This is a genomic window from Pararhodobacter oceanensis, from assembly GCF_003076755.1.
GTDB classification, from domain to species: domain Bacteria; phylum Pseudomonadota; class Alphaproteobacteria; order Rhodobacterales; family Rhodobacteraceae; genus Pararhodobacter; species Pararhodobacter oceanensis.
This window is the reverse complement of the sequence record NZ_QDKM01000011.1, coordinates 1-23,997: the sequence shown is the minus strand read 5'-3', so window position 1 is coordinate 23,997 and position 23,997 is coordinate 1. Positions and strand designations below refer to the sequence as shown.

Genomic DNA, 23,997 nt, shown 5'->3' with positions numbered 1-23,997 from the left:
CCCGAACATTAAGGACGATCCATGACCACAATCGACGCAAGGGAGTTGGCGGCTCATCTGACGGATCGCTCCACCCAAGGGCTTGCGCGGGACACGGCGCGGCTGGTGCGGACCGGCGTGCTGCCGGTCGGTGCGCGGTTGCCCTCGCTGCGTGACCTTGCCTTTGTCATGGAGATCAGTCCCAGCACCCTCTCCGAAGCCTGGAAAGAACTGCGCCGCCTGCGCGTGCTGACCGGGCGCGGGCGCAATGGCACCTATGTCAGCGCATCCAATCTCTCGCCGCGCCCCCTGAGGGTATCGGCGCAGGGGCATTTTTCCCCCAGCACCCGCAACCTCACGCTTGCGGTGCCGGACCTCTCGCTCCTGCCGCAGTTGGATCAGGCGTTGCTGCACGGCGCCCGCGCGGAAAAGCTCAACAGCTACGAACGGGTGCGGATCCTGCCCGAACTCGAGCAGGTCTTGCGCCCCGATTGGCCATTCCGGTCTGCGGCGATGCTGGCGACCAATGGCGGCTACAACGCAGTTTACCTCTCGCTCCATGCCCTCGTGCAGCCGGGCTCGGCGGTGGCGCTGGAAATGCCCGCCTCGATGCGCATCCTTGATATCCTCGAAGACCTCGGCGCGCGGATTTTGCCGGTGGAAAGCGACGGTTTCGGCCCCAAGCCGGACGCCCTGAAGGCGGTGCTCGAACAAAAGCCCGATGCGTTTGTGTTCCAGCCAGTGATCAGTTCTGTCACCGGCTTGCATTGCACCGCGCAACGTCTCTCCGAACTGGGCGACGTGCTGTCCGAAAGCGAGACCCTGATCATCGAAGACGACGGCATCGGCGAGATCGCCATGGCACCCTCGCAATCCTTGGGCGACCGCCTGCCCGACCGGGTGATCCATATTCGCTCTTTCTCGAAATCCTTCGGGCCGGATCTGCGCATGGCGGTGCTCTCGGCCTCCGAAGACCTCGTTGGCCGGGTCCAATCCTTCCGCGCCTTCAGCGCCGGCTGGACCAGCCGCATCCTGCAATCCGCCGTCGCATGGCTGCAGGCCGACGAGGAGACACGCGCGGGCATCCAATCCGCCGGAGCAACCTACCGCGAGCGCCGCAACGCCTTGGCCCGGGCCTTGCGCGAACGCGGCATCGACGTGCCCGACGGCGCCGGTCTCAGCCTCTATCTGCCCGTGCATTCCGAGACTTTTGCCTTGATCACCCTCGCCGCCCACGGGATCTCTGCCCTTGCCGGCGAGAGTTTTTCGCTGGCGCCCACCGGCCATATTCGCCTTGGCACCGGACGTCTCGACCTCGGCGAAATCCCGGCCCTCGCCGATATCGCCAAACTCGCCGCCGCGACGCCCTTCGAGCACAGGGCCGATCCGTAAAGCCGGACCTACGCAAACGCGGCGCGGGCATATCCCGCCCGCCTTCCCGCGCGGGTTTTTCCCTCGGCAACCAAACCCGGACTCGCTCGACGCGCGAAATATTGGTATATTTGTCCAACACCCGCGCCGCGCGGCGACCGCCCGTGACGCGGGTGCAGGCCCGCACCGATATCACCCATGTCACCCAACTGCCCCGAAGAACACAGCCGCAAAGGCGTCCTATGAGACCAATCTTCGCAGCGCTTTTCGCCGCCGCCTCGGGCGCCATCTCACCCGCGCCAATCGCCGCGCAGACGCATTGGCAACCCCTTGGGCAGTTGGAGACCGCGCCCGGCGAGCACCTGGGGCCGCTCACCGTCTCGCCCGGCGGTGACTTGGTCGCGGGCTCGCTCTGGAGCCCCGAGGGCGGCTTTCGCGCACGGGTCTGGAGCCTGCGCGACGGGCTCGCCATGGCGACATTGGACGGGGTCTTCCCCAGCCTGCTGCCGATCCGTTTCGCCCAGCCCGCCAACACGCCGGGGCTGATCTCGGCGCAGGTCTACGCGCATTCCCGCCGCCACCTGCGCAGCTGGACATTATCCGGCGCCGCGCCGGTGCTTGAACTGGCTTTCGAAGAGGATTTCCTCGCCGACGATGTGCTATATGACCCCTTCCGGCAGACGTTTATCGTCGCTGGCACCTTCGGCCCGCTCTGGGTCTATGGCCAATCGGGCGCACAAATCGCCACCATCGAGACCGACGCCATGCGCCCGCACGGGGCGATGACCCTCTCGCAGGACGGCAGCGAGCTGGTCGTGGACTCCTCGGGGTTTACCCTGACCTACCAGATGAGTGGCGCGCCCTACCAATGCACGGATGGCAGCTGCGCCGAGATCTATGCGCAATTGCCGGGCTCCTATGGCCCCTATGAGGCCCTGCTGGCGGTGGACCCGCTGCGCCAGCGCCTTGCCAGCCTCCCGCCTATTGACGCGGAGCGGCTGCATCTTGGCGGCGGAAACTTCCACCCCGTGGCCACGCCGACGGTCCGGCTGTGGGAGGCGCTGGAGGGTTGGAATTCCGACACCGCGCCCGTGCTGACGCTTGAGGGATTCGCCACGCCCCTGCGCTACGGCGCGTTCTCGGCAGATGGCGCGCGGCTACTGACGCTGGACGAGAGCAACAATCTGGCGGTCTGGAATGCCGAAACCGGCGCGCAAACCATGACCGCGCAGGGCATCATCGCGGCGCAATTCATCCCCGGTGGCAAAACCATAGTCGTGCATGCGGCGGACGGGAGCAGCGCGATCATCGACATCGGCGGCGGAGACCTGTTGCAGCCCCTCCCGCCCCCGTCCGAAAACACCGTCATCGCCCCCGACGGGCAGACCTTGATCACCTATTCCGCAGGCCGCGCGGGACCCGCCCGAGTGTGGCGTCGGCGATAATGGGCGCGCGGTGATCCTCGGCCTGATGCTCGGTTAGAAACACTTGCTGATGAGCGTCACGCCAAAGCCCTCATCCGCGCCCCTCCCCGCCGGAACCTCCCAAACCAAACCCGCCCGCATCCACCAGCGCAGATAGCGGCGGGCGGATCACCACACCCATAAAACCCTTGGTCTTTGCCCCCGGTGTACCTACCATCACCGCAGGCAGATCGGGCAGACTGACATGCAAAAAGCCATTGTTCTGGGCGGATACGGGCTGATCGGGGCGGCATCTATGCGGGCCCTGCGCCGCGCCGGTTTTACGGTGACCGGCATCGGGCGCTCAACCTCTGCCGCGCTGCAATCCGACCCTTCCGCCGATTGGCTGATCCGCGATATTCCCGCGATCACCATTGACGAGTGGCGCATCCACCTCGCCGGTGTCGATGTCGTGGTCAACGCCTCCGGTGCGCTGCAGGACGGCGCGCGCGATGACCTCACCGCGATCCATGTGACCGCCCTCTCCCGCCTGACCCAAGCCGCCGCCGAATTGCCCCTGCGGATCGTGCAGATCTCGGCGGCGGGGGTATCGGCTGAGGCCTCAACGGCGTTTTTTCGCAGCAAAGCGCAGGGTGACGCGATCCTCTGCGCCAGCGCGCTCGATTGGGTGGTGTTGCGGCCGACCCTCGTCCTCGCGCCCGATGCCTATGGCGGCACCGCCTTGCTGCGCGGCGCAAGCGCCCTGCCCCTGCTCATGCCCCGCATCATGCCCGAGGCACAGGTCCAGACCGTCTATATCGGCGATCTCGCCGAGGCGGTGGTCGCCGCGGCACAGGGCGAGCTGCCGTCACGATTGATCTGCGATCTTACCGAGCGGGAGGCGCGCCCCTTTCCCGAATTGCTGCAAATTATTCGGTGCTGGCAAGGCTGGCCCGCGCCCCGCCTGCACCTGCGCCTGCCCACCCCGCTGATCACGGCATTGGGCAAAGCCGCGGATGTCCTCGGACTTCTTGGCTGGCGCTCGCCCCTGCGCAGCACCGCCCTGCGGGCCTTGCAGGACGGTATTACCGGCAATCCCGACGCATGGGAGGATGCGGGCGGCCGCCCCTGCCGGTCACTGGCGCAGACGCTGGCGCTCTTGCCCGCCACACGTCAGGAACGGCTCTTTGCCCGCAGCTATTTCGCCCTGCCGCTGGCCATTGCGACGCTGGCGCTATTCTGGGTCTTCTCGGGCCTGATCACCCTGTTCAACCCCGCGCGCGCCATGGCGATCCTGAGCGTGCGCGACGTGCCGAACTGGACCACCAATCTGAGCGTGTTCGGCGGGGCCGTCGCCGATCTCGGGCTCGGGTTCGCGATCCTCTGGCGGCGCTGGACCAGAGCCGCCGCGCTGGGAATGCTGGCCCTCTCGGGCGCCTATCTGACCGGCAGCCTGATTGTCGCACCCGACCTCTGGGCCGATCCGCTGGGGCCGATGCTCAAGGTCTTTCCCGGCATGACCCTCGCGCTGATGGTCTGGCTGATGATGGAGGGGCGATGATCTACGAGACCCTGCGTTTCCTTCATGTCCTCGGCGCGACGGTCTTGCTGGGAACCGGCGCCGGTATCGCGTTTTTCATGGTGATCTCGCACCAAAGCCGCGACCCGCGACTGATCGCCCATGTCGGCGGGATCGTGGTGCTGGCCGACACCGTATTCACCGCCAGTGCCGCCATCGCGCAGCCGCTGACCGGATATCTGCTGGCGCGCGCGGCGGGCTGGCCGCTTCTCAGCGGTTGGGTCGCATGGTCACTGGCGCTCTATGCCATCGTCGGGATTTTCTGGCTGCCGGTGCTCTGGATGCAGATCCAGATGCGCAATCTGGCGATCGAGGCCCGCGACAGGGGCGCCGCTTTGCCCGCACGCTATCATCGGCTCTACCATCTTTGGTTCACCTGCGGCTTTCCCGCCTTTGCCGCCGTGCTGGCGATCCTCTGGCTGATGCTGACCAGACCCGCGCTGTAAAGCCCCCGCTGGATCGCAAGAGGTCGAATGCTCCCGACGCTCCCTTGGACGGACCGACGCAAGCACCCACCGGCAAACCCAACCGGTGCCCCAATCCGGTTTCAACGCATCTGGCGGATCGCCTTGGCACAGACCAACCGGTTCCCGCATCCAATCCGCTTGCCCCTAATTTTGCGCGGGTGGTGCCGGATAGGCAAGGCCGAGACGCAAAACCCAATACACCCGCCGCCTACCCGTCAAGCTAACAATGCCGCAGGGGCAATCGGCCCACGGATCAATCCTCCTGCGGGACTTCGCTGGGCGGTGGCTCGGGCACCTCACCGGGATCGCTCTCGGGGGCCTCAACGGGGATATTGTCCGGCGCCTCTTTGGGCGGCAAGGGCGGTGTTTCCTCGGGCACGCGGACGGGGGCTTCTGGCGGAGTTGGCTCGGGCTGCGGGCCGGTTGGCGGGGTGGTCATCGGTGTTACTCCTATCTGTGCAGCTTCTCCGTGAGAAACCGCGCCCCAGCACAAGGAGTTCCGCCGCTGCCCTGTCGCTCGCCGGAACGTGAGCGCCCCCCCACCAGCAACGCAGCATCTACCAAACCTCGGAACCAATCCCCCGGCCTCCGGTTCTTCCGGCAACACAAACGCCACAGACCCCGCATCTCTGGCGCCTTCACCGGCCACCCATCAGGCCGCAATGACGCAGGCTCCCAAGCCGCGCGTCCCTCCAAAACGCGGCCTCGGCGGGTGATCCCCCCTGCCCCATTTCAGCAAACCGCCGAGGGTCGGCACATCACCAGACCCGCAGCGACGAGAGGAGTTCACCGTGTTCACCGACGCCCCGATGATCGACGCCCTGATCACCGGCATCCTGCTCAGCGCGGTGACCATCGCATGGGTGGTGTTGCTGGTGCGTATCGTCGGGCTGCGGTCGTTCTCGAAAATGACCAATTTCGACTTTGTCACCACCGTCGCCATGGGCTCTTTGCTGGCCGGCGCCTCGCAGTCGCAGGACTGGGTCGCATTCGTGCAAACGCTGGCGGCGATGGCCAGTCTTTTCGCCGTGCAATATATCGTCTCGCGCCTGCGCTACCGCAGCCCGCGGCTGAACGCGGTGGTGCAAAACACGCCGGTGTTTTTGATGAAAGACGGCCGGATCCTTGAGGACGCCCTGCGCCGCACCCGCGTGTCCAAAGAAGACCTGATCGCCAAACTGCGCGAGGCGAATGTGCAGGAGATGGCGGCGGTGCATGCGGTGGTGCTGGAGACCACCGGCAATATCTCGGTGCTCCACGGCGGCGATGTCGATGCCGAACTGCTGACGGGGATCGCACCGGTCGAGACTGTCACGCGTGGCTAAGGGGTTGCGAAGAAAAGACTATTTACCCCGAACCACCAACCCGTGACGCAGAAACCGGTAAGCACAGGACAGCCTGCGACACCACGCCACGACGCGCCGATCTGCTCCGGTCTCGCAACTGGCGACGCGCGGCGGACGGGATTTATTGGGAACCTCTAGCATTCTCAGCCGTTTGGTCAGTCGGAGGTTGAAACCATGCCAGAACTTTCGCGCCGGGATTTTTCGCGGACAGCGCCATCCAAAGCGGTGGCGCCTCACGTCATCCCCCCGCGCGACGCTCCGGCGGTTTTGCACCGCACGCTGCAACTCCCGCCGCCGAACCGGCTCCGCGACCGCAGGATCAGGTTTCGCCAGCACAGCCTGACCAACATCGCTGCCAACAATACCTCCACCATCGACACCCGCCCCCGCGATATGCGTGACTGCCCAGACCGCCCGTCGCATGCGCTCAAGCTGCACGCCAACAACCTCCCGCCCGATGATCTGCGCGACACCGATCTACGGCGCCACGGCAACAATCCCCTATGACCGGCAGCACCGCCAGAGTGGACCACATCGCCCCTTCGCGCCGCTTGCTCCGGTCCAGCGCGCTATTGGCCACACTCGCCCTGTCCGGCTGCGACGGGCGGCAATCGGTGCTGGCCCCGGGCGGCGCCGATGCACGGGTTTTGGGCGATCTGTTCTGGGTCATGCTCGGTGGCGCGATCATCCTCTGGCTGCTGGTCAACGGGCTGTTCTTCTATGTCACACGGATTAACCGCGCGGCCCTCTCGCGGCGTTTTGCCAACGGCTTGATCATTGTCGGCGGGGTGATCTTTCCCACCGTTATTCTCGGCGCGCTTCTGGCCTACGGCCTGTCGATCATGCCCGACCAGCGCGCGCCGGGCGACGGGCTGACCCTGCGCGTCACCGGCGAGCAATGGTGGTGGCGGGTCGAATACTGGCCCGAGGGCGCCGAGGCGCCGATCATCTCCGCCAATGAAATCCGCCTGCCCGCGGGTCAACGCAGCGAGATCATCCTCGATGCGGGGCGGGTGATCCATTCCTTCTGGATACCGGCGTTGGGCGGCAAGATGGATATGTTTCCGGGCCGCGAAACCCGCATGTCGCTGCACCCCGAGGCGCCCGGCCATTGGCGCGGGCAATGCGCCGAGTTTTGCGGTGCCAGCCATGCGCTGATGGCCTTCGAGGTGGTGGCGATGGCGCCCGATGACTTCGCGCTCTGGCTCGCGGCGCAGGAGGCCCCCGCCGCACCCCCCGCTGATCCGGCGGGCATACGCGGCGCCGAGGTCTTCACCCGCGAGGGCTGCGGCGCCTGCCATACGGTGCGCGGCCCCGAGGGGCGGGACAGTCAACCACGCGGCGCGGTGGGGCCGGACCTGACCCATGTCGGCAGCCGCCTCAGCCTCGGCGCCGGCACGCTGGGCACCACGCTTGAGGATTTCGAGACCTGGATCGCCCATACCGGCGCGATCAAACCCGAGGTGGAAATGCCCGCCTATGACCATCTGAGCGCAGGCGATCTGTCGGATCTGGCGCAATATCTCAAGGGGTTGGAATGAGCGAACCGCAAAACACCGGCCCCCAAGGCCCCTATCCGCCCAGCGCCGAGATGCTGGCCACACCCGTCCCGCAGGCGCAGCAGGAGCGCAGCGCCGCCGAATTGCGCGCGGCATGGGCGCCGCCCAAGGGCTGGCGCTATGTCACCGCGGTCAACAACTCCGAGATCGGGCTCTGGTATGCGCTCAGCGCCTTTGGTTTCATGCTTCTCGCCGGTGTCCTCGGACTGCTCATCCGCCTGCAACTGGCCCTACCCGAGAATGATCTGATCTCTGCCGACCGCTTCAACCAGTTCTTCACCATGCATGGCTCGGCAATGATGTTTCTCTTTGCGGTGCCGATGTTCGAGGCGATCGCGATCCTGATCCTGCCTGCACTTCTGGGCGGGCGCGACATGCCGTTTCCGCGGCTTTCCGCCTTTGGCTTCTGGTGCTTTGTCATCGGCGGCGTATTCGTCATGGGCTCGCTTTTGTTCAATGCCGCGCCCACCGCCGGCTGGTTCATGTATCCGCCGCTGGCCACGCAGGACGAGGGGCCGGGCAGCGATATCTGGCTGTTGGGCCTATCGTTTATCGAGATCGCCTCCATTGCCGCCGCCGTCGAGCTGATCGTCGGCGCGCTGAAATGCCGCCCGCCCGGGATGCGGGTCAATATCATGCCGCTTTATGCGTGGTATGTGCTGGTGGTCGGCGGGATGATCCTCTTTGCCTTTCCGCCGCTGATCGCCGGAGACTTCCTGTTCGAGCTAGAGCGCAGCTTTGACTGGCCGTTTTTCGACCCCACACGCGGCGGCGATCCGATGCTCTGGCAGCATCTGTTCTGGATCTTCGGCCACCCCGAGGTCTACATCGTGTTCCTGCCCTCGATTGCCATTGCCGCGATGGTCGTGCCCACCGTGGCGCGGCGCCCCATCGTTGGCTACTCGTGGATCGTGCTCAGCGCGGTCGGCACCGGCTTTCTGTCTTTCGGCCTCTGGGTGCATCATATGTTCACCACCGGATTGCCGAATATCTCGCTGGGGTTCTTCTCGGCGGCCTCCGAGGCGGTGGTGATCCCCACCGGCATCCAGCTCTTTGCCTTTGCCGCAACGCTGATCGCAGGGCGGGTGAAGATGAGCCTGCCGATGCTCTGGATCGCCGGTGCGCTGGCGATATTCACCGCCGGTGGCCTCACCGGCGTGATGCTGGCCATCGCGCCGTTCAACTGGCAAGTCCATGACACCTATTTCATCGTCGCCCATCTGCATTACACGCTCTTCGGCGGCATGGTGTTTCCGGTGATCGCAGGCATCTATTACTTCTTTCCCTTCATCCGCAAAAAGATGCTCTCCGAGCGTCTCGGGCGTTGGGCCTTCTGGCTGATCTTCACCGGCTTCAATGTCACCTTCCTGCCGATGCATCTGACCGGGCTTCTGGGCATGCCGCGGCGGGTCTTCACCTATCCCGAGGCGGCGGGCTGGGGCTGGCTGAATATGATCTCGACCCTTGGTGCCTTTGTCATTGCCGCGGGCTTTGCGGTGTTTGTCTGGGATCTCCTGCGTCCCAAGGGCGCGCAACAACAGATGCCGCGCAATCCATGGGCGGCGGGCACGCTGGAGTGGAGCCACAATATCCCCGCCGAATACTGGGGCGCGCGCTCGATCCCGCATATCACCTCGCGCTATCCGCTCTGGGATGACCCTGATCTGGTCGCGCGGATGGATGCCGGTCGCTATTACCTTGCCGACAGCCCCCATGGGCACCGCGAAACCATGGTCACCAGCGTCATCGACGCCAGCCCCGAACTGGTGCAGCGCGTCACCGGCCCGACATGGATCACCCTACTGGCGGCGCTATTCACCGGCGGGGCGTTTATCTTTCCGACCTTTCATATGTATGCACCCGCGCTGGTCTCCGGCGCATTTGCGCTGGTCTGTATCCTCTACTGGCTCTGGACCTCCACCGCGCGCCCGCCCGCGCATGAGATGCGTGACGCCGGATTGGGCCTCTCACTCCCGACCTATGCCTCGGGGCCAAAGGCGGTCGGCTGGTGGGCGGTCTGGATCACCATGCTCGGCGATGCCACCGCCTTCGCCAGCATCGTCTTTGGCTTCTTCTTTTACTGGACCTCCAAACCCGATTTCCCGCCCGAGGATGCCCCCCATGCCGCCCCCGAACTGGTCGCGCTTGCGGTGCTCGCGCTCACCGCATCATGGGCGCTGACGCTGGCCGCGCGGCAGTGGAACGCGGCGGGACGCATCGGCAGGGCGCGCGCAGCGCTGATCACCGCGCCCCTCCTCACCGCAGGCGGTGCCTCGGCGCTGACCCTCTCGGTGCAAGCGCTCGAGCCTACAACCCATGTCTACCCCGCAATCATCTGGGCGCTGATGATCTGGGTCGTCGCCCATGCGCTGGTCGGCCTGATCATGCAGCTCTATTGCCTCGCCGGCAGCCTCACCGGCAAGCTGACCCCGCGCTATGACGCCGACCTGTGGAATATCACGCTATTTTGGCATTTCCTCTGCCTGACGGTGCTGGTCGCGGGTGCGGTGATCGGCCTGGCTCCGGGGGTCTTGTGATGCGCAGAGACCCACCGCCACAGAGCGACCCGGACCGCCGCGAGTTCCGCGAAGAGGCCGAGAGCCTCTGGCGCATCAACCTCGCTCCGGCCACTTGGGCCGCCCATTTCGTCACCAGCTACGCAATCGCCGCTGTGGTCTGCGCCAAAGCCCCCGCGCTGCTGCCCCACGCCCGCTTGGCGCTACTGCTGGCCACAGGTCTGGCGCTCGCGGTGATCCTCTGGCTCGGCTGGCGCGCATGGCGGCAATGGGATTACCGCACCACCGGCGACTACACCAATGCGCTGGGTGAGGCCGAGGACAGGCATCAATTCCTCGGTCATGCCGCGGTGCTGCTGGCGCTGATCTCGGCGATCGGGGTGGTCTATGGCACGCTGCCGGTGCTGCTCTTGGAGAGCTGCCGATGAAACGCGTCTTGCTGATCACCGCGCTGGCGCTGGCCGCGCTCATCTGGCTCGCCCCGCTTGAGGCGTGGTTCGGCGCCGCATTCCCCGCCCATATGCTGCGCCATATGCTGCTGGTCGCGGTGATCCCGCCACTACTGGTGCTGGGCGCGCCGCAATGGGCCGAGCCTATGGCGCTGCCGCCGATGATCGCCGCCACCCTCGAGTTCGCGCTGGTCTGGGGCTGGCACCTGCCCGGCGCCCATGGTTTGGCCTTCCACAGCCCGCTGGGGTTTGCCGTCGAGCAACTCAGCTTCCTGATCGCCGGTATCCTCGTCTGGGCCGGTTGCCTGCGCGCACGACAACCCCTGATCGGCGCCGGAGGCTTGCTGGTCACCTCCATGCATATGACGCTTCTCGGCGCGCTGATCGTGCTGGCCCCGCGCGATCTTTATGCCGAGATCTGCGGCCTCGCGCCGAATCTCACCGCGCAGCAACTCGGCGGGCTGTTGATGCTGGGGATCGGCACGCCGGTCTATCTACTCGCGGGGCTGATCCTGACCGGACGCGCGCTGGCCAGAGCGGAGGTGCAGACATGAGATACCTCTGGCAGATGCTGGCCGCCCTCGCGGTGCTGGCGGCGCTGAGCGGCGGCGCGGTGGTGACACTGGGACTCTATAATGTCTCGGCGCGGGTCGGCCATCTGCCCGGCGTCTCATGGGTGCTGCATACGGCCTTTCGCAACTCGGTGCGCCTGCGCGCCGAGCGCCCACCCCAATTGCCCGACCTCAACGACCCCGCGCTGATCGAACTCGGCGCGCGCCATTACGACTGGGCCTGCCGCGCCTGTCACGCCGCCCCCGGCGTGGCGCAAAGCCCGACGATGGCGGCGATGGTGCCGCCGCCGCCGCATATCGAGACCGCCGTGCAGGGCTGGCAACCGCATCATCTGCATTGGATCACCGCCAATGGCATCAAGATGACCGGCATGCCGCAATGGCCCGCCGCGCGCGATGACGAAGTCTGGCCGGTGGTCGCCTTCCTGACCGCGGTGCAGGACGGGATGACCGGCGCCGCCTATGCAGCCCTCACCCGCCTGCCCGACGGCCCTGCGCCGCAAGCCTATTGCCGCGGCTGCCACACACCAGCGCTCGGCACCCATGTGCCGCCACTGGCTGGGCAAGGCGCCGCCTATCTGCGGATGTCACTGCGCGCCTATCTCGACGGCAGCCGCGCCAGCGGGATCATGGCGCAGGCGGTAAGCAGGCCGTCGCCCGCAGAACTCGACGCGCTCGCCACATGGTTCGCGCAGCAACCCGCGCCGACCCACGCCCCGCCGCCGACGCCCGCCCCCCTGATCGCGCAGGGCCGCGCGCTCGCCCATGCCGCGACCGCCGACCCCGATGTCCCCGCCTGCGCCGCCTGCCACGGCCCCAACGCCAGCGAATCTGCCGCCGAGACCCCGACCCTCGTCGGCCTGCCCCCCGCCTATATACGCCAGCAATTGCTCCTCTGGCGCGACGGCGCCCGCGGCGGCGGCAGCCGCGCCCACTTAATGCGCGTCGCAGCCCAGAACCTGAGCGACGCGGATATCACCGCGCTCACCGCCTATTACACGACCCTGGAAACCAACGGGACCGGCCCAGAAAATGAATGACAATCACTCCCTTACCGGCATCCTTGACCGGCTCGAAACCGCCATCGACGGCGACAGTATCACCGTGCAGGACGTGATCGAGGCCCTCGGCGACAGGGCTTTTGCCTCGGTGATGCTGATCTTCTCGCTGATCTCCACATCACCCGCCAGCGCGATCCCCGGCCTCACCGCTTTGGTTGCGGTCATCGCCTTCCTGCTGGCCGCGCAAATGGCGCTCGGGCGCGACCACCTCTGGCTCCCCGGCATCCTCACCCGCAGGCAACTCTCCACCGCCAAGCTTTGCACCGGCATCGACTGGCTTCGCAAACCGCTGGCAGTGATCGAGCGGGTGCTAAAAGCGCGGCTCACCTTTCTGTTTCATCGCCCGTGGCTCTATGTCTCGCTCACGCTGATCATCTGCCTGACGCTGTTCATGCCGTTCATGGAACTGGTGCCGACCTCGGGCTCCTTTGCCTCGGCGGTGCTCGCTCTATTCGCCGCCAGCCTGCTGACCCGCGACGGTATCCTGCATCTCGCGACCTTGGTGTTCCTGCTCGGCGTCCTCGTCGCGGTCTGGCAGGTCGGCATCGGCTGATCCGCGCTGGCCCCGCTCAACGCCCATCGCCTGCGGCACCGAAAACGGAACCAATAAACGCCCCGTGGGTTGTGCCCCTATACCCAGAAAGGAGTGAAGGATGACTCCCCCTGACACAAATCTACAGACCCAACAGCGCCGCCACCGTGGCCCGCTGATCGGCATGGCCGTGGTCGCGATCTTTGCCATCGGCCTCACCCTTTATTGGCTTGGCGAGAGCATGGTGACACCGACCGAAGACGGCTCCGACAATGAGATCACCCCCGCCGAAATCCGCGAGGGCGATGTCGATGTGCCCGAAGGCGCGCCCACCCGCAGCGTTGCCCCCGAGGATCCCGAAGTCCGCGTCGATCCCTAAGCGCAATTGATCCACAGACCGGCAAGCGAGGGGGCAGCACACCCCCTCGCTTTGTTCGAAGATGAGAACCGCCTCGTCATAGCTTAGCCCTTGTTAAGTCGGGCTAATTCCATCGACAACTTCAGGCAGGTGGCACGTTTAATGCCCGCGCAATCACCGCCCTGAGCATATCTCAGCTTGCAACGCTACTCTGCCGAACGCGCGGCCCGCGAAACAAAAGCCATAGCGCAAACCCCACCTCGGCCAAGGTGACGATCAACAGCAGCGCCACCTTAACCCCCGCCAGCAACGTCGCCTCCGGCAGCGCGAACATCTGCACGCTATCGACCAGATAGCCGGTGCCGCCAAGGATCAGTCCGGCGCCGAGAAGCCGCGGATAGAGGCCCGAGCGGATCACCAGCGTGCCGAGCAAGAGCAGATGCAGGCAAAAGAAAATCTGCCAGATCCAGACACCGCTATCATGGATATAGCGCATCAGACCGGCCAGTTCGAGCCGCTGCACCTGAGAGAAACTGCCCAGCGGCACCGCGCCATCCGCCAGCGCCAATGCACCGGCATGGAAAAACAGCATCGCCGCCATCACCGCGACCATCATCAGCCGCGCATAAGAGGCGGCCAGCGACAGGGTCGCGCTGACCGGACGAAAGATGAAATACAACATCACCGAGAGCAGAACCTCGGCAGTGATCATCACCAGATCGCCCAGCAGCCCGGCATGAAACAGCCCGCGTCGCTGCGCGATATTGGCGAAAGTTGCCGCCGGATCGCCCGGCACATTCAGGGCGCTTGGCACATAGAGGATGGCAAAACCACCGGCAAAAGCGATGATCAGATATAGGGCGCCTGCCACTCGGGCATAGGCGCGCGAGGTCGGGTCATCAAAGATACGCATGGGGGGCCTTTCGGTTAATGGGCGTTATGCCCCGCAGTATATTCGCGCCGGGGTCACAGCGGAATTGACCGGTTTCGCTGGTTTCATATGCAAATTTGCATGGATCACTACCGCGACCACCCCTGCAACTCCCCGCCTCCGCCAGACGAACCCACATCAAACGGCGCAGCTGAAAGGCCTGTAAACATTGGCCTCAACGCGCCTCCGCCCACGCTCCCCCACGCCAGCTAGACACCAACCGCTTGACAGGGGAAACGCGACATGCTGTCATTCAATCAACTGATTAATTAAGAATCGAACTTCCAGATGTCCCGAAATACCGCCACCAAACCCGAACCCTCTTCGACGCAGGACAATATCCTCGACGCCGCCGAGGAGGTGTTTGCCGAGAACGGGTTTCACGGCGCCACCACCCGCGTGATCGCCGATAAGGCGCAGGCGAATTCGGCCTTGATCCACTATTATTTCGGCAACAAGGAAAAGCTCTTCGAGGCGGTGTTCGCGCGGCGCTCGGAGGCGATCAACGAAGAGCGGCGCCAACAACTCACCCGCTTGCGCCAAGCCAATCGCGTCACGCTCGAGGCCATTCTCGATGCGCTTTTGCGCCCCACGGTCACGCTGGGCCGCGACCCCTCGCGCGGCGGGGCGCATTATGCGCGGCTCTTGGTGCATGTCGCCTCGGGCACCGATGAACGCTCACAGCGCCTGACCAAAGAGCGTTACAACGCCATCGCGACCCTGTTCATCGACCAGATCGCGGCGATCACCCCCGGGTTGACCCGCGACGATGCCGTGCTTTGCTATTTGAATGCAATCGCGATCGGCATGTCCTTGATGGCGCCGACCGGACGCGCCGAGGATCTCTCGCAGGGGGATCTGCGCGACGACGATATCGACGCGATCATCGCGGGCGCGGTGCGGTTTATCAGCGCCGGTATCCGCGCGATTGCCGCAGCGACCGAGCGCGAGCAACCGACATAGGCACGCCCCGACCCACGGCGGCGGCCACCAAAGTTTCAACAGGAGGAGACGACAATGAGGAAACCACTTCAACATATTTGGGCACTTCCGGTGCTGGCTGCCGGTCTTGCCGTGCCCGCCACCGCGCCGGCCCAGAGCATCGACGTCACGCTGGTCAACGGGCATCCGTCGATCTTTTTGTGGGTCAAACACCTGACCGAGACCTTCATTCCGGCGGTGAATACGGCGCTTGAGGGCACCGATTATGCGATCAACTGGTCCGAAGCCTACGGCGGCAGCCTTGCGGCGGTCGGCGGCGAATTGGAAGCGGTCGAGGTCGGTCTGGCCGAAGTCGCCGCGATCCCAACGGTGTTCATGCCCACGCAACTGCCCTTGCAGAACGTCAGCTATAACACCCCCTTCGGCCCCTCGGACCCGCGTTTGGTGATGGAGTCGGTGGCGATGCTGCATGACACCGTGCCGGGCGTCGAGGAAAGCTGGCACGAGTATGATGCCGAATATCTCGGCGGCGGGTTTGCGCTGGATAACTATGTTCTGATGACCAATTTTCCGGTCACCAGCATCGAGGATCTGGAGGGCCGCCGCATCGCCGCCCCGGGACCGGCGGTAAACTGGCTTGAGGGCACCGGCGCGGTCGGCGTCTCGGGCAATCTGACCACCTATTACAACGACATTCAGACCGGTGTGTTTGACGGCGTCATCGTCTTTCCGACCGCCGCCGCCCCTGCCCGCCTGCATGAGGTTGCGCCCTATGTGACGATCACCGATTTCGGCGCCCAATATGCCGGAACTCTGGTCGCCAACCGCACATGGTTCGCCGACCAGCCCGAGGCGGTGCAAAACGCCCTGCGCGATGCCGCCGCCGCCTATACCGAGGCTTATCTGGTTGAACAAACCGACCGCGTGGCCGCCGCCATGGCCACCATCGCCTCGGATGACGACCACCTGCATGTGCTGGCGCCGGAAGAGCGCACCCGCTGGGCCTCGGCGCTGCCCGATATCGCTGGTGTCTGGGCCGAGAACGCCAATGGCATGGGGCTGCCCGGCTCGGAGGTTCTGACCGCCTATATCGACGCGCTCAAAGCTGCGGGCGCCGATCTCGGGCGCGACTGGTCGCAGCGCTAAACGCTTTGCGTTGAACAGGCTCCGTGCCGCTGACCGGCGGCACGGACAGGCAATCTGCCGCAACCTCCTCCGGCCAAACGGAACATGATTATGGCAACAACCGAAGACCTCCGCACGGGGCTGGCGGTGCTGGACCTGACCGCCCTTGTGCTCGACCGCGCCACTGCGGTGCTCTCGGCGCTTGGCACCGCCCTGATCCTCGGCATCATGCTGTTGATCGGCGTCGATGTGACCAGCCGGTTTTTCTTGGGCAAACCCATCGCGGGCGTGCCGGAAATGGTGGCGATGTCGATCCTCGCCATCGTCTTCCTGCAACTTTCCAACACTCTGGCGCGCGGCAAGCTGACCCGTTCGGACGCTTTCCTGCAGATGCTCACCAAACGCTCGCAACGTGCTGGCGATGCGCTCGATGCTGTCCTGCACGGCGCCGGAGCGGTGCTGATCTGGGTGCTGCTCAGCGCCTTTTACCCGCTGTTCATGCGCTCTTACGGGCGCGGCCAGATGATCGGCACGGTCGGCCAGTTTCTGGCGCCGATCTGGCCGGTTCACGGCATCGTCGTCATCGGCTCGGCGCTGCTGTTCGCGGTCTTCGTCACCCGCACCTTGGCCTTAACCATTCACGCTACTCGGGGGCGCCCATGACCGGAATTGAAATCGGCCTTTGGTCACTGGTCGGCATTCTCGGGCTGATCTGGCTCGGCATGCATGTCTCGATTGCTCTGGCGCTGGTCAGCTTTCTCGGCGTCTGGGCGCTGCGCGACAATGCCGAACTGGCCGCACGCTTGCTGTCACTGGCCGCACGCGAAAGCATCTCGTCCTATCTCTTTGGCGTGGTCCCGCTGTTTGTGCTGATGGGACTGGTGGTCAGCCGCGCGGATATCGGGCGCGATACATTTGACGTCGCCAACCGCGCCTTCCAGCGCCTCAAGGGCGGCCTCGGCATGGCCACGGTCGGCGCCAATGCGATCTTTGCCGCGATCACCGGCATTTCCATCGCCTCCGCCGCCGTCTTCGCCAAGGTCGCGGTGCCCGAGATGACCCGCATCGGCTATACCGGACGTTTTGCCAGCGGCGTTGTCGCCGGTTCCTCGGTGCTGGGGATGATGATCCCGCCGTCGCTCTTGCTGATCCTTTACGGCATCATCGCCGAGCAATCCGTCGGCCATCTGTTCATCGCCGGCATCGGGCCCGGTCTGGCGCTGGCGCTGGCATTCTGCATCGGCATCGGCGTCATGGTTCGCTATTTCCCGCGTTTCACCGGTGTCGCCACGCCGATAGCCCCCACCAGCCTCGCGCCGGTCTCGCTGCTGCGCGATACCAGCAGCAAATTGCTGCCCATCGCACTGCTCATTGTGCTGGTGCTGGGCGGGATTTACGGCGGGATTTTCACCCCCACCGAGGCCGGAGCCATCGGCGCTTTGGGCGCGATTGTCATTGCCCTCGCCAAACGCCGCATCGGGCCGCGCACGCTCTGGCAGGTCACCCTTGAGACCGGCCATATCACCGCCTCGATCTGCTTTTTGATCATCGCCGCAACGATGTATTCGCGGTTTCTCTCGCTTTCCGGCCTGCCCGCCTTTCTCACCGATTGGGTGGCGACGCGGGATGTCGGTGTCTACGGCTTTATCCTGCTCTACTGTCTGATCCTTGTGGTGCTGGGCACGATCCTCGACTCCTCGTCGATCATGCTGATCGCCCTGCCCTTGGTGCTGCCGATCGCGCAGGCGATGCAGATCGACATGATCTGGTTCGGCATAATCACCGTGCTGGCGGTCGAGATCGGGCTGTTGACGCCGCCGCTTGGCCTCTCGGTCTATGTGATCAAAGGCGCGATTGACGACCAGCGTATCAGCCTCGGCGATGTCTTTGCCGGCGCTGCCCCCTTTGCCTTGATCATGGTTATGGTCCTCGGCCTCGTGATCCTTTTCCCCGCTATTGCCACCGGCCTGCTCTAGGAGTCTCCCATGAAAATCATCGACCTCTCCGTGCCTTTGGAAACCGGCATCGCCTCGGACCCTGCCGGTTTCGAACCCAAGATCACCTATCTCGACCACAGCCAGACGCCTGAGCAAATCACCCAGTTCTTTCCCGGCATGACCAAAGACGACCTGCCCGGCGGCGAGGGTTGGGCGATCGAGATCCTGCAGTGCATCACTCATAACGGCACCCATCTGGACGCGCCCTATCACCATCATTCCACCATGGATGGCGGCAAACGCGCGATCACCATTGACGAGGTGCCGCTGGAGTGGTGCTTCCAGCCCGGCGTCAAACTGGATTTCCGCCATTTCCCCGATGGCTATGTCGTGCAACCCGCGGATGTCGAGGCTGAGCTAAAGCGCATCGGCCATACGCTCAGCCCGCTGGAAATCGTGGTGATCAACACCGCCGCGGGCGCCGCCTACGGCCAGCCCGACTATCTGGACAAAGGCTGCGGCATGGGCCGCGATGCGACGCTCTGGCTGCTTGAGCGCGGCGTGCGCGTCACCGGCACCGATGGCTGGTCATGGGACGCGCCCTTCTCCGCCACGCGCGAGCGCTATATCGCCAATCCCGACCCCTCGATTGTCTGGGAGGGCCACCGCGCCAGCATCGACATCGGCTATTGCCATATCGAGAAACTCACCAACCTTGATCAATTGCCGCCGACCGGTTTCCGCCTCTCCTGCTTTCCGTTCAAGATCAAAGCCGCCTCTGCCGGTTTCATCCGCGCAGTCGCAATCCTTGAGGAATGACCTGATGCGCGGCGCCAATCCGATCGACGACTTCACCGTCACAGCCGCCGATCTCAGCTATATCGGCGAGGATCTGCAGCGGCCCGAGTGTATTCTGGCCGAGCGCGACGGCAGCCTGTGGAGCGCCGACGCGCGGGGCGGCGTCGTCCATATCCGCCCCGATGGCCCCCAAAAGCTGATCGCCCAGGCCCATGACGACAGGTTCAGCGCCACCGAGGATGAGGCGCAGCGGTTCACCTCGGGCACCCTGCCCAACGGTCTGGCCTTTGCTGCCGACGGCTCGATCCTGATCTCCAACTTCGGCACCGACCGGCTGGAACGGATGACCCGCGACGGCCAAAGCGAGGTGCTGCTCGACCAAATCGACGGGCAGCCCATCGGCAAGGTCAATTTCGTCCTGCGCGACAGCAAGGGGCGGATCTGGCTGACGATTTCCACGCGGATCACCGACTGGATGGCCGCGATCAGCCCCAATATCACCGATGGCTATGTCGCGGTAATCGACGAGAAAGGCGCGCGGATCGTCGCCGACGGCTTCGCCTTCACCAATGAAATCCGCTTTGATGCCGCTGAAGACTGGCTCTATGTCGTCGAAACCACCGGCCGCCGCATCACACGGTTGCGCATTGGTGCAGACGCTGAGGTTCTGGCGCGTGAGGTCTTCGGCCCCTCGGATACCGGCGGCTTCATTGATGGCATCGCCTTTGACGCCTACGGCAACCTTTGGGGCACCCATGTGATGACCGACCGCATCTTCGCCCTCACGCCTAAGGGCGATATGCGGATCATCCTAGATGATACCGACCCCGCAAAGACCGCCGAACTCGATGCCGCGTTCAAGGCCGATAAGATCACGCCCGATCTGCTGCTGGCGCATGGCGGCACAATTGCGCCGTGGTTTGCCTCACTGACCTTTGGCGGGCCGGATTTGCGCAATGTCTATATCGGCTCGCTGCGCGGCACCCGCATTCCGGTCTTCCGCAGCCCGGTCCCCGGATTGCCGATGGTGCATTGGCACGACTAGCCAGCGCTGCCCGCCCAAAACCCACAGTCAGATCGCAGCGCTCTCCACAGCGATGCGATCACCCCGCATATTGATTAACCAAAGGAGCCTGACAGATGGCGCGCAAACCCAAAACCATCATCACCTGCGCGGTCACCGGCGCGATCCACACGCCGACGATGTCCGACGCCCTGCCCTACACCTATGAGCAGATCACCGAACAGGCGATTGCCGCCGCCGAGGCGGGCGCTTCGATCCTGCATCTGCACGCGCGTGATCCCGAAACCGGTGCCCCCTCGATCAACCCCGATGATTTCGCGCCCTTCCTCGCGCGGATCAAACAGGCGACCGACGCGGTGGTGAATATCTCGACCGGCGGCTCGCTGACCGCGTCGATCCAAGACCGCATTGCCCCCGCGAAACAGTTCAAGCCCGAGATGTGCTCAATGAATATGGGCTCGCTGAACTTCAGCTTTCACGGGCTGGCCGCGCGCTACAAGGAGTGGAAGTTCGACTGGGAGAAAGCCTATGTCGAAGGCTCCGAGGGCAATATTTTCCGCAATACATTCAAGGACATCAAGGAGGCCGCCGAAACCCTCGCGCCCGATCAGATCAAATTCGAGCATGAGATCTACGACGTCGGGCATCTTTATAACCTCAAGGCGATGGCCGATGCGGGGCATTTCAAAGCACCGATCTTCCTGCAGTTTGTGATGGGGATCATGGGCGGCATCGGCGCGGATGTGGAAAATCTGGTGTTCATGAAGCGCACCGCCGACAAGCTCTTTGGCGATGATTACCGCTGGTCGGTTCTGGCCGCTGGTGCAGTGCAAATCCCCATGGCAGTCACCGCCAGCCAGATGGGCGGGCATGTGCGCGTCGGGCTCGAAGACAGCCTGTTCATCAGCCGTGGCGAGCTGGCCGAATCCAACGCCGCGCAGGTCAGCAAGGTCCGCCGGATCATCGAAGACCTCGGCAACACCGTTGCCACCCCCGATGACGCTCGCGAGCTCTTGGGCCTTAAAGGCGGCGATAAGGTTAATTTCTAAGCCCCAAGGCACGGCTGGTTAACCAAGACACCCCGCCCCCCTGACATACACTAACCGAGACCAGCCCATGGTCTCGGTTTCCCCATTCCGATCCGGCGCACATCGCCGACACTCTCGCGACACCTCGGCAAGCTGCCGCACCCGCCTTTGACCGCAGGCATCCAAAGCAAGCCTCAGCGCCGGCCCAGATCAAAACGCAGCGACAACCCGCTGCGGCGCTCGTCAAACATGCTCAGCGTGGATTGCGTCACCTGATGCATAACCTCGACGGTCACTCCCGGGCGCGCCTGCACCGACAGGCTGACCCCGCTCACACGGTCCACCCGCGCCACGCCCAGCAACATGCCGCCATCCGCCAGTTGATGCCACGCGCCCAGCCGAACCGCACGGCCCCGCGCGTCCCAACTGACCGAGCCCTGAAGCCGCTGCCGCATCACCGTCTCGCCCGCGACAGGCGCGGCCAAAGTCACCTCAAGCCCGGTAACCGCCCGGTTCCACACCGCCTGCCAGCCCATCGAAACCGCATTCTGCGCCGTGGCGCCAAACAGCGAGCGCGACACACCAGCGGTGAATTCATGCGCGCTGTTACCGCCCGCATGTAGCTGCGCAAAGGACAGCGAGACACTGCCCGACGTATCCTGCGACAGCGCCCGCCAGCTGCTGGCGCCGGTGACGCAAAGATCGGCAAAACTCCACCCGCGCAGATGGTTGCGGGCGCAGGCCTCGAACCCGGCCTGCGCGCGGCCAATGTCATGCTGCGGCGCATAGACCGCCTCGACCGAGCCGCGCAGATCCAGATAGCGCCCTTCACCGTAGGCCAGACGCATCTGCCCATTGGCCCGCGCGCCGCCGATCATCCCGGCAAGCGCAAGGCGGCTTGGATCGATGTCAAAAGACAGGCCGAAAATCTCGAACCGGTCATTCAGAAAGCCGCCGTTGATATTGGCGTCATAGGCCAGCACCGGATCAATCTGCGCCGAGCGCGACAGGATACCGGGCCGCGCTCCGCTATGGTAAAACCCGCTTTGCTGCAGACTGGCCCGCATCGCCTGCGCGACCCCGGGATCACCGCGGTGCTCCAGTATCGCCTGCCCAACTGCGAACTGCCGCAGTCTTTCCGAGCCGCTCAGCCCCGCCAGATTGGCGCGCCGCAACGCATCCGCTTGGCCGGTGACCGGCAGCAAAACCGCCATCACAGATAGGATAAGGGCACGAAACATCATCGGGAACATACTCATGTTACAACCGCAGTCAGCGCGGCTTTCACCATTAGTTAACCAATCAACTGAGGTGGAAACGTGGTGAATTATGGGTCATGCCGTGAACAATAACGCCATTCAGCGCCATTGCTCACGGTTTCCGCAACAATCAATTCGACGCCGAGAACACCCCGTCCACCCGCACATCCAGCATCTGCCCCATCGCCATGTCGCTGCCTGTGGCTTCGAACACACCGCCCGCGACCAGATCATCCCGCGCCGATCCGCCAACCTGCCCCAGCAAAGTGCCGCTGACCGGCACCACAACCGTGCCCAATCGGACGTAAAGCTGCGTCACCTCGCCCGAGATTTCACCGCCAAAAAGCCCGGTCTGGATATTGAACGGCAGATCCTCGCCCAGCAGGTCAATGACCCGCGAATCGATCCCCGGATCGCCGGTGTAATGGTGGTAAAGTTCACGATTGAGAATATGGATTGTCGCGGTTTCGGTGTCGAAATTCAGCGCCAGATAGAGCGATCCGCTGTCGCTTTGCTGGCCGTAGCTATAGGATCCATTGCCCAGACGCACGAGGCTGTAATCGCTGCCCGAAAGCACGATCTCGCCCCCCGCCGCGGCAATCTGCGCGGGGTTATAGGCCTCGACATCGGTGGTCAGCCGCAACACCCGGTCGATCACCTCCGCGGTCGCGCCCTCGACAATGATCTCGGCGTTCACCCTGTTCGGGATCTCGACGCTTTGATCCTCAAGCAGGCTGCGAAACCCGGCCGGAGACGCCGGATCGGCATCTTCGAACTGGGCCAAAACCGCCGCATCCCCCGGCTCGGGGTCGGCGCGGCGGATACGGGTGAAGCCATTGTGCCGGGTGACATAGGTTTCATAGCCATCGGTCGAGACAATGGCGCCCGGCGGCATGGCGCCACCGCCGGTCTCCGCGCTCATACAGGCTGACAGGGCGAGGGTGGCAAACAAAGAACTGACTGGAAATCGCATGACGGACCCTAAAGGTTGCTATGCGAGAAACCCTAGGCCCCAAGGCAGGCACCAATTAGACCGAATTGCGCCGCGCTTCGGACAAGAGCGGGGCATCGGTTTGACGTATCGCGGGGGGCTGGGGGCGCTTGGGTAGAGGTGAGCTTCGGCTCTGGGCGAACGTCGGCTCCGGTCCGAACGTGCCAAAGAACCGCTGCTCCTCTACTAGACCGCCCCATTCGCCAGCCAGATCGCCCCCCTTACGGGCCGCCCCCCGACCCGCCCGCCACTCGCCCACCCGCCGAAGCTTATTCGCTCGCAGACAGACACTTGTCGGACCAATGAAATAGTGACCTTTGCGCCAAAACGAGAGCGCGTAAGTGATTGATTTTAATTTACTTTATTCCTATCAATTTTCAGCACCCATTCAATGGTTGCCAAATACAACCTTATCATGACCATCGAAAATGACGAAGAAATTGCCGCTCGAAGGAGACCATTCTCAGATAATTTCACTCAATCAATCGTCGAATACGTCTCGGAAATCGGAGCTCCGGTAGATATCAATGCCGACCCCTGTGCTCTGCGCCGCGATTGACGCCTGTGTGGATTGACCTGCCCCCCATGGGTCCCTCACTCATAACGAGAGTTTGCAGGTTTGGTTTTGATAGTTTGGGGTTCTGGATTGGGCAAGCGCGGTGGGCGCGGAGCCCTCAAATTGCTCAAGCGCCTGCCGCGCTTGCTTTGGCGTTTGGTTTCCGAGCGATGAGTGTGGCCTGATGGTGTTGTAGTCGTAGCGCCAGAGGGCC

The 23,997-nt window shown here is 64.3% G+C and carries 25 protein-coding genes; 20 read left to right on the top strand and 5 right to left on the bottom strand.

Annotated features, from left to right (window positions below):
• Positions 1-21: 21 nt before the first annotated feature.
• The 4 genes from DDE20_RS16645 to DDE20_RS16630 all read left to right on the top strand — a co-directional run bounded on the left by DDE20_RS16645 (position 22) and on the right by DDE20_RS16630 (position 4,778).
• On the top strand, positions 22-1,371 hold the full coding sequence (locus DDE20_RS16645) for an aminotransferase-like domain-containing protein (protein WP_116559663.1): 1,350 nt from the start codon (positions 22-24) through the stop codon (positions 1,369-1,371).
• A 221-nt stretch (positions 1,372-1,592) separates the two neighbouring features.
• Entirely contained in the window at positions 1,593-2,795 is a 1,203-nt protein-coding gene (locus tag DDE20_RS16640) for a WD40 repeat domain-containing protein (RefSeq protein ID WP_116559662.1), read from the top strand.
• 223 nt (positions 2,796-3,018) lie between these two features.
• Complete coding sequence (locus DDE20_RS16635) at positions 3,019-4,314, top strand: SDR family oxidoreductase (protein WP_116559661.1); 1,296 nt, start codon at positions 3,019-3,021, stop codon at positions 4,312-4,314.
• Complete coding sequence (locus DDE20_RS16630) at positions 4,311-4,778, top strand: DUF2269 family protein (RefSeq protein WP_116559660.1); 468 nt, start codon at positions 4,311-4,313, stop codon at positions 4,776-4,778. Before DDE20_RS16635 ends, DDE20_RS16630 begins: the two co-directional genes overlap by 4 nt.
• A 274-nt stretch (positions 4,779-5,052) precedes the next feature.
• Here the strand turns inward: DDE20_RS16630 and DDE20_RS16625 are convergent, their stop codons facing one another.
• A complete protein-coding gene (locus DDE20_RS16625; RefSeq protein ID WP_116559659.1) occupies positions 5,053-5,238 on the bottom strand; it encodes a hypothetical protein in 186 nt (61 codons plus the stop codon).
• Between the two features lie 352 nt (positions 5,239-5,590).
• Between DDE20_RS16625 and DDE20_RS16620 the strand changes: the two genes are divergently transcribed.
• From DDE20_RS16620 to DDE20_RS16580, 9 genes are all read left to right on the top strand, one after another.
• Positions 5,591-6,124 (top strand): DUF421 domain-containing protein, encoded by a 534-nt coding sequence (locus tag DDE20_RS16620; RefSeq protein ID WP_116559658.1) that lies wholly within the window; start codon positions 5,591-5,593, stop codon positions 6,122-6,124.
• Positions 6,125-6,319: 195 nt separating this feature from the next.
• Positions 6,320-6,652, top strand: a complete 333-nt coding sequence (locus DDE20_RS16615; protein ID WP_116559657.1) for a hypothetical protein — start codon at positions 6,320-6,322, stop codon at positions 6,650-6,652.
• Positions 6,653-6,717: 65 nt separating this feature from the next.
• Positions 6,718-7,686 carry a cytochrome c oxidase subunit II gene (locus DDE20_RS16610; protein ID WP_338066519.1) on the top strand — a complete coding sequence of 323 codons (969 nt, stop codon included), beginning with the start codon at positions 6,718-6,720 and terminating at the stop codon, positions 7,684-7,686.
• The gene (gene ctaD / locus DDE20_RS16605) at positions 7,683-10,241 is read left to right on the top strand and encodes a cytochrome c oxidase subunit I (RefSeq protein WP_116559655.1); all 2,559 of its coding nucleotides are present in this window, start codon (positions 7,683-7,685) and stop codon (positions 10,239-10,241) included. Before DDE20_RS16610 ends, ctaD begins: the two co-directional genes overlap by 4 nt.
• Positions 10,241-10,648: a hypothetical protein gene (locus tag DDE20_RS16600; RefSeq protein ID WP_116559654.1), complete on the top strand. Its 408-nt coding sequence runs from the start codon at positions 10,241-10,243 to the stop codon at positions 10,646-10,648. The genes ctaD and DDE20_RS16600 overlap by 1 nt, the downstream gene beginning before the upstream one ends.
• On the top strand, positions 10,645-11,223 hold the full coding sequence (locus tag DDE20_RS16595; protein ID WP_116559653.1) for a cytochrome c oxidase assembly protein: 579 nt from the start codon (positions 10,645-10,647) through the stop codon (positions 11,221-11,223). Before DDE20_RS16600 ends, DDE20_RS16595 begins: the two co-directional genes overlap by 4 nt.
• Positions 11,220-12,281, top strand: coding sequence for a c-type cytochrome (locus tag DDE20_RS16590; RefSeq protein WP_116559652.1), 1,062 nt, complete (start codon positions 11,220-11,222; stop codon positions 12,279-12,281). The genes DDE20_RS16595 and DDE20_RS16590 overlap by 4 nt, the downstream gene beginning before the upstream one ends.
• Positions 12,274-12,855: an exopolysaccharide biosynthesis protein gene (locus DDE20_RS16585; protein WP_116559651.1), complete on the top strand. Its 582-nt coding sequence runs from the start codon at positions 12,274-12,276 to the stop codon at positions 12,853-12,855. Before DDE20_RS16590 ends, DDE20_RS16585 begins: the two co-directional genes overlap by 8 nt.
• A 100-nt stretch (positions 12,856-12,955) precedes the next feature.
• Entirely contained in the window at positions 12,956-13,213 is a 258-nt protein-coding gene (locus tag DDE20_RS16580; RefSeq protein WP_116559650.1) for a hypothetical protein, read from the top strand.
• A gap of 172 nt (positions 13,214-13,385) precedes the next feature.
• Here the strand turns inward: DDE20_RS16580 and DDE20_RS16575 are convergent, their stop codons facing one another.
• Positions 13,386-14,105: a DUF4386 domain-containing protein gene (locus DDE20_RS16575; protein ID WP_116559649.1), complete on the bottom strand. Its 720-nt coding sequence runs from the start codon at positions 14,103-14,105 to the stop codon at positions 13,386-13,388.
• Between the two features lie 306 nt (positions 14,106-14,411).
• Here DDE20_RS16575 and DDE20_RS16570 point away from each other — a divergent pair, with 306 nt between their 5' ends.
• From DDE20_RS16570 to kce, 7 genes are all read left to right on the top strand, one after another.
• Complete coding sequence (locus DDE20_RS16570) at positions 14,412-15,086, top strand: TetR/AcrR family transcriptional regulator (protein ID WP_116559648.1); 675 nt, start codon at positions 14,412-14,414, stop codon at positions 15,084-15,086.
• A gap of 54 nt (positions 15,087-15,140) precedes the next feature.
• Positions 15,141-16,211 (top strand): C4-dicarboxylate TRAP transporter substrate-binding protein, encoded by a 1,071-nt coding sequence (locus DDE20_RS16565; RefSeq protein ID WP_116559647.1) that lies wholly within the window; start codon positions 15,141-15,143, stop codon positions 16,209-16,211.
• Between the two features lie 90 nt (positions 16,212-16,301).
• Positions 16,302-16,853, top strand: coding sequence for a TRAP transporter small permease subunit (locus tag DDE20_RS16560; RefSeq protein ID WP_165814545.1), 552 nt, complete (start codon positions 16,302-16,304; stop codon positions 16,851-16,853).
• The gene (locus tag DDE20_RS16555) at positions 16,850-18,166 is read left to right on the top strand and encodes a TRAP transporter large permease (RefSeq protein WP_116559645.1); all 1,317 of its coding nucleotides are present in this window, start codon (positions 16,850-16,852) and stop codon (positions 18,164-18,166) included. The genes DDE20_RS16560 and DDE20_RS16555 overlap by 4 nt, the downstream gene beginning before the upstream one ends.
• A gap of 9 nt (positions 18,167-18,175) precedes the next feature.
• Positions 18,176-18,946 (top strand): cyclase family protein, encoded by a 771-nt coding sequence (locus DDE20_RS16550; protein WP_116559644.1) that lies wholly within the window; start codon positions 18,176-18,178, stop codon positions 18,944-18,946.
• A gap of 4 nt (positions 18,947-18,950) precedes the next feature.
• Entirely contained in the window at positions 18,951-19,970 is a 1,020-nt protein-coding gene (locus DDE20_RS16545; RefSeq protein WP_116559643.1) for an SMP-30/gluconolactonase/LRE family protein, read from the top strand.
• 95 nt (positions 19,971-20,065) lie between these two features.
• Positions 20,066-20,998: a 3,5-dioxohexanoate:acetyl-CoA acetone transferase gene (kce, locus tag DDE20_RS16540; RefSeq protein WP_116559642.1), complete on the top strand. Its 933-nt coding sequence runs from the start codon at positions 20,066-20,068 to the stop codon at positions 20,996-20,998.
• A 173-nt stretch (positions 20,999-21,171) separates the two neighbouring features.
• On the opposite strand, the gene DDE20_RS16535 is transcribed toward kce, so the two are convergent.
• The 3 genes from DDE20_RS16535 to DDE20_RS16525 form a co-directional block, all read right to left on the bottom strand.
• Positions 21,172-22,221 (bottom strand): hypothetical protein, encoded by a 1,050-nt coding sequence (locus DDE20_RS16535; RefSeq protein WP_116559641.1) that lies wholly within the window; start codon positions 22,219-22,221, stop codon positions 21,172-21,174.
• Between the two features lie 145 nt (positions 22,222-22,366).
• A complete protein-coding gene (locus DDE20_RS16530) occupies positions 22,367-23,209 on the bottom strand; it encodes a hypothetical protein (RefSeq protein ID WP_133240363.1) in 843 nt (280 codons plus the stop codon).
• Positions 23,210-23,825: 616 nt separating this feature from the next.
• A partial coding sequence (locus DDE20_RS16525; protein WP_165814544.1) for an integrase core domain-containing protein occupies positions 23,826-23,997 on the bottom strand: 172 nt, incomplete at its 5' end.

Bases quoted from the DNA above. Each gene is read 5' to 3' on its own strand.
- kce (WP_116559642.1), top strand. From the start codon at position 20,066: ATGGCGCGCAAACCCAAAACCATCATCACCTGCGCGGTCACCGGCGCG.
- DDE20_RS16635 (WP_116559661.1), top strand. From the start codon at position 3,019: ATGCAAAAAGCCATTGTTCTGGGCGGATACGGGCTGATCGGGGCGGCA.
- DDE20_RS16570 (WP_116559648.1), top strand. From the start codon at position 14,412: ATGTCCCGAAATACCGCCACCAAACCCGAACCCTCTTCGACGCAGGAC.
- DDE20_RS16615 (WP_116559657.1), top strand. From the start codon at position 6,320: ATGCCAGAACTTTCGCGCCGGGATTTTTCGCGGACAGCGCCATCCAAA.
- DDE20_RS16590 (WP_116559652.1), top strand. From the start codon at position 11,220: ATGAGATACCTCTGGCAGATGCTGGCCGCCCTCGCGGTGCTGGCGGCG.
- DDE20_RS16575 (WP_116559649.1), bottom strand. From the start codon at position 14,105: ATGCGTATCTTTGATGACCCGACCTCGCGCGCCTATGCCCGAGTGGCA.
- DDE20_RS16530 (WP_133240363.1), bottom strand. From the start codon at position 23,209: ATGCGATTTCCAGTCAGTTCTTTGTTTGCCACCCTCGCCCTGTCAGCC.
- DDE20_RS16555 (WP_116559645.1), top strand. From the start codon at position 16,850: ATGACCGGAATTGAAATCGGCCTTTGGTCACTGGTCGGCATTCTCGGG.
- DDE20_RS16630 (WP_116559660.1), top strand. From the start codon at position 4,311: ATGATCTACGAGACCCTGCGTTTCCTTCATGTCCTCGGCGCGACGGTC.
- DDE20_RS16565 (WP_116559647.1), top strand. From the start codon at position 15,141: ATGAGGAAACCACTTCAACATATTTGGGCACTTCCGGTGCTGGCTGCC.
- DDE20_RS16535 (WP_116559641.1), bottom strand. From the start codon at position 22,221: ATGATGTTTCGTGCCCTTATCCTATCTGTGATGGCGGTTTTGCTGCCG.
- DDE20_RS16545 (WP_116559643.1), top strand. From the start codon at position 18,951: ATGCGCGGCGCCAATCCGATCGACGACTTCACCGTCACAGCCGCCGAT.
- DDE20_RS16645 (WP_116559663.1), top strand. From the start codon at position 22: ATGACCACAATCGACGCAAGGGAGTTGGCGGCTCATCTGACGGATCGC.
- DDE20_RS16640 (WP_116559662.1), top strand. From the start codon at position 1,593: ATGAGACCAATCTTCGCAGCGCTTTTCGCCGCCGCCTCGGGCGCCATC.
- DDE20_RS16625 (WP_116559659.1), bottom strand. From the start codon at position 5,238: ATGACCACCCCGCCAACCGGCCCGCAGCCCGAGCCAACTCCGCCAGAA.
- ctaD (WP_116559655.1), top strand. From the start codon at position 7,683: ATGAGCGAACCGCAAAACACCGGCCCCCAAGGCCCCTATCCGCCCAGC.
- DDE20_RS16585 (WP_116559651.1), top strand. From the start codon at position 12,274: ATGAATGACAATCACTCCCTTACCGGCATCCTTGACCGGCTCGAAACC.
- DDE20_RS16560 (WP_165814545.1), top strand. From the start codon at position 16,302: ATGGCAACAACCGAAGACCTCCGCACGGGGCTGGCGGTGCTGGACCTG.
- DDE20_RS16550 (WP_116559644.1), top strand. From the start codon at position 18,176: ATGAAAATCATCGACCTCTCCGTGCCTTTGGAAACCGGCATCGCCTCG.
- DDE20_RS16600 (WP_116559654.1), top strand. From the start codon at position 10,241: ATGCGCAGAGACCCACCGCCACAGAGCGACCCGGACCGCCGCGAGTTC.
- DDE20_RS16595 (WP_116559653.1), top strand. From the start codon at position 10,645: ATGAAACGCGTCTTGCTGATCACCGCGCTGGCGCTGGCCGCGCTCATC.
- DDE20_RS16580 (WP_116559650.1), top strand. From the start codon at position 12,956: ATGACTCCCCCTGACACAAATCTACAGACCCAACAGCGCCGCCACCGT.